General features: G+C 41.0%; 4 protein-coding genes. All 4 read right to left on the reverse strand.

Translation table 11 applies throughout. From position 1 onward, the window contains the following. Window positions 1-155 precede the first annotated feature (155 nt). A complete protein-coding gene (locus IQ236_RS27340; RefSeq protein ID WP_193872369.1) occupies window positions 156-566 on the reverse strand; it encodes a lysozyme inhibitor LprI family protein in 411 nt (136 codons plus the stop codon). 73 nt (window positions 567-639) lie between these two features. Then, window positions 640-1,893 (reverse strand): rod shape-determining protein RodA, encoded by a 1,254-nt coding sequence (gene rodA, locus IQ236_RS27345; protein ID WP_193872371.1) that lies wholly within the window; start codon window positions 1,891-1,893, stop codon window positions 640-642. 26 nt (window positions 1,894-1,919) lie between these two features. Beyond that, window positions 1,920-2,270, reverse strand: a complete 351-nt coding sequence (locus tag IQ236_RS27350) for a VOC family protein (protein ID WP_072719291.1) — start codon at window positions 2,268-2,270, stop codon at window positions 1,920-1,922. Between the two features lie 43 nt (window positions 2,271-2,313). Next, a complete protein-coding gene (locus IQ236_RS27355; RefSeq protein WP_193872373.1) occupies window positions 2,314-3,255 on the reverse strand; it encodes a tetratricopeptide repeat protein in 942 nt (313 codons plus the stop codon). Between the last annotated feature and the right edge of the window lie 954 nt (window positions 3,256-4,209).

Genomic DNA, 4,209 nt, shown 5'->3' on the forward strand with positions numbered 1-4,209 from the left:
CGTTAAGGGTTAATATGGTGATGCTTTTTGTAGATCAGGAGGTGAAATACCTAATACTAAGGTTTCATGGAGTGGGGGTTTTGGGGTTGCCATTTTTGAGTACCCTAGAGCTAAAAAGATAGTTTTGGTCTAGGGAGGGAATGAAAACCAAAAGATTACTTTATTTGGGCTAAATAGTTTTGGAAGTCTTGAACCCGTTGCTGAGTTACTTTTGTTAAGCAAGTGGTTAGAAATAAAGATTCTGCCGAACCACCTAAAACTTCACTAGATTCAAAACGACAGGTTTTGTCTCGGAATGAAATCCAAGCTCGTTGAGCTTCAATTAAGCGTTGTTTCCGTTCAGGTGACAGTTGACCGATTAGGGTTTGGTAATTTTGATTGAGCTTTTTATCGGCTACGGCATATTGATCGGATGCACACTTTTTCATTTCTAAAGTTGTTCCATTCGGATTACATTGAATATTTTGAGCAATCAAAATTGGGGGTGTTGCCCAACTTGGATCGACACAAAACAAAAAATTAATCATTAAAAACAATAGAAAGAAAACGGGTAATAAACGTCGCATATTTTTTAAAAAACTCTGATTTAAGGACAAAAAACATTAGATCTATTTAACAATCCCGTCCGGTTTAAATCCCTTAAAACTTAATACGCTGTCGGTGGTTGGCAACACATTGGACAATGCCAATGGCAATCCAATTACTCAGTAAGGAAGACCGACCATAACTTAAAAACGGTAAGGGAATTCCAGTGACAGGTGCTATACCAATATTCATGCCAATATTAACAAACACCTGAAACAACAGCATAGATAGCACTCCAATCGTAATTAAAGATCCAAAAGAATCTTTAGCCGTTTGAGCAATAATGACTAACCGTAAACAGACAAACCAAAATAGAGCTAATACAGCAATACAACCCATAAAACCCAATTCTTCCCCTATGGCTGAAAAAATAAAGTCTGTATGTTGTTCAGGAATAAAATTCAATTGAGTTTGAGTCCCTTGATACAGTCCCCGACCATACAATTGTCCTGCACCAATTGCAATTCGAGACTGAATTAAATGATAACCACTTCCTAACGGATCTTGCTCAGGATTTAAAAATCCAATCAGCCGCATTTTTTGATAGTCTTGCAGGACATTCCATAAAATATGGCTTAACTGTCCCGCTCCTAAATTCGCTAATAAAGCCAGAGGGCCTGTCAACCATCTCAAGGGAAGACTCCACCACCCCACAAAACCCATCAAGATCGCCCAAACAATTCCCACCGGGAGAGACACATTAAATACAATGGCTGTAATCACTGGAGACACCAGCAAAATTAACCACCCCGAATGAATATTGCCCCAATACATCATGCCAACGGTAATCGCCCCAAACACTAAGGAAGTTCCTAAGTTCGGTTCAATAAACACTAATCCCCAAGGAACCGCAGCAATTGCTAAAATCCGAACCATATCCCCTAAATTTGGCGTTTTTAACTCTTGCAGTAAAGCTGCCAAGGTAATAATAATTCCGACTTTGGCAAATTCTGAGGGTTGGACGTGAAACCCTGCAATATTAATCCAACGTTGCGCTCCTAATGCCGTTGTGCCAATAATTTGTACCGCAATCAAAGACAAATTAGTAACGCCATAAATCACCCATCTCCACTTAATCAGACGTTCATAACGACATCGAGAAAAAATCAGAGCTAAGATTAAACCCACCCCTCCAGTTACCCAATGTTGCCACCAATCCGTTAACCCTTGGTTTAATTCCACACTGCGGATCATAATTCCCGCAAACAAGGTGAGAGCAATGCAACTCGCAATTAATAACCAATCGACTTCAGCCCAAGCGTAAAATAGTGAACTCCGGCGACTTCCCAGTCGGATTTTTTGAAACATAGTTTTTTAGTGCAACCTTTCTTAACTCATTTATTGGGTTCATACAGGTATTCAAAGCCATTTCCGTCAGGATCACGACCATAAAAAGAGGCTGTACCATCTCGATGTTCATGAATCGCCGTCACCGGAATTCCTTGGGCTTTTAACGCTTGATAGGCGCTTTCCATCTCACTGCGTTGATTAAACACAAAGCCAAAATGGGGGCCTGCTTGGTCATAACCAGGACTCAGTAATGCTAATCCATCTTCACCTGCTTTTAAATAAGCCCAGTCCGCATCCTTCCAAACCAGATCCATGCCTAAGTTTTGATAAAACTGAGCGGATGAGTCAATATCGTTGACACAAATAGCAACATGGCCTAAACGTTTCAGGTTCATCATGACAACAATTAACGTCTCTATAACTTTCTATTGTAGGGAATTAGTTACTAGATGCTGGAGCCGAGGGGCGGGGTTCAGGAACCTCCGTTGCGGGTGCTGATTCAGTTTGGGGTTGGGTTTCTAACGGTTTCGGCTCAGGGGGTTCACCCGACTTAGCAGGAGCCAGATTTCCTCCAGCTTGTTTTTGAATTTGATCTTTATAAACCGCCGGAGCTAAATCAACCGCTTTAGCAAATAAAGGTTCAGCTTCTTCGGTATTTCCTTGTTCTTTTAAAACCAATGCTTTTGCATAAACGGGGCGAAAATCTTGGTCGTTATTTTTAATGGCTTCATCGTAAATTGCTAGGGCTTCATCATAGCGTTTATCTTCAGCATAAACCTGCCCTAAAATTAATTGTACCGACATTTCATCAATCGTACCCGGTGCAGTTTGATTGACAGTCGCGGCAGATTTAAGCGTATCTTGTAATAATCCAATTGCCGCTTCAGGACGTTTTTGTTCTAAGAAAAGATTCACTAACCCTTGTAAGGCTTGAATATCTCCAGGTTGACTCGCTAAAATCGTGCGATAGGTTTGAGCAGCGCCTTCTTGATCTCCAGTATAGGCTTTAGCCTGTGCTAAAAGAACACTGTAACGTGTATCTTCAGGGTGTTTTTTTGACAGTTTCTCTAAAGGTTCAATCACATCTTTAATCTCGGCTTGCTTAAAGCGAATAAGCTCTAATTTAGCTTGCAATAAACCCTTCAAAGCCGTTTCGTTATCTGGCTCTCGCTGCAATACTAACTCATAACCGCGAGCTTGGGCTTGTAAATCGGATTGTTTACCCGCTTGCGCTGATTGCGTGGGTGTTGGAGCAGGTTGTCGTTTGGACTGATTGTTTTCCACAATCCCACTAATTAGTGGCCCCATAGAAAATCCCACAAAGGCGATTACAGCTAACACTAAAACTACACCAATAAACCCACGACGTTTATCTACCATGAAACTCAATCCTGAACTGATTAGGCCAACTTCCTTGTAGCTAATATCCTAACAGAAGCCAGAGACTCCCACTTAACTTTATTTTCTACAAACTCAATCACTGAGGCACAAAGCCTACGGATTTGTCCGATCAGCCTGTGGATTCAGTACAATAGGTAGGTTAGTGCGAAACGTTCCTGCCAAAGTCTAGGGTCAAACTCGAAACGTAAGCAGGGAAATAGGTGTAGACAATTGGTAAAACGGAAAGTTAAATCCACCAATAAATCCAATCAAGCCTATTTTAACTTTGAAAATGTGACCTTAAAGGAAGGTCAATCTCGAAGTCAATGGTAAAGATTACCGAACCCCCAAAGTACGGTATCCAATTCCAAAGAGATAAGGCAATTCCCACAGTGTCAGACTGATTATCAAAACGCTGAAGCTGGGAATAACGGGAAAATCGGGTAAAGTCAATATTCGACAATTTCTCTAGCCAATTGCCCATGATGAACGAAAGTAAATGTCCGTCTTGAACCGTCGTGACTATTAAGTAGTGAAATTGACTTGTTACACTGCGTTCAAAAGAACAAGGGGAAAAGATAGAGGAATCAACTTTCCATCTATAAAAGGTAAGTATCTTAACCTAATACTTACAAAGACTTCCAAAGTACCCCGGCGGATAGGACACATCTAAAGGCAATAAACCCATTTTCAAGGAACGTTAAAACCCCTCATATACTCCTACAGTGGTCGAATACTGTCAGGTAGCCACAAATCTAAGGCGTATGTTATGAGGGTGAGAGATGGAGTCAGAAGCTAAAGCCTAAATGTAATGTTTAGGATATGCCGATAGATTCCGGTTTGTGCGATTCGTTTAACCCAAAATAAGCTAAAAGGCTTATGGGACGGTTAACCCAGGTGTTAAGACTGGTGATAACTGATTACATTTATGGGTGAAACTCCGTGAGTTAAGTC

It is taken from the genome of Planktothrix mougeotii LEGE 06226, assembly GCF_015207485.1.
Classification (GTDB): Bacteria; Cyanobacteriota; Cyanobacteriia; order Cyanobacteriales; family Microcoleaceae; genus Planktothrix.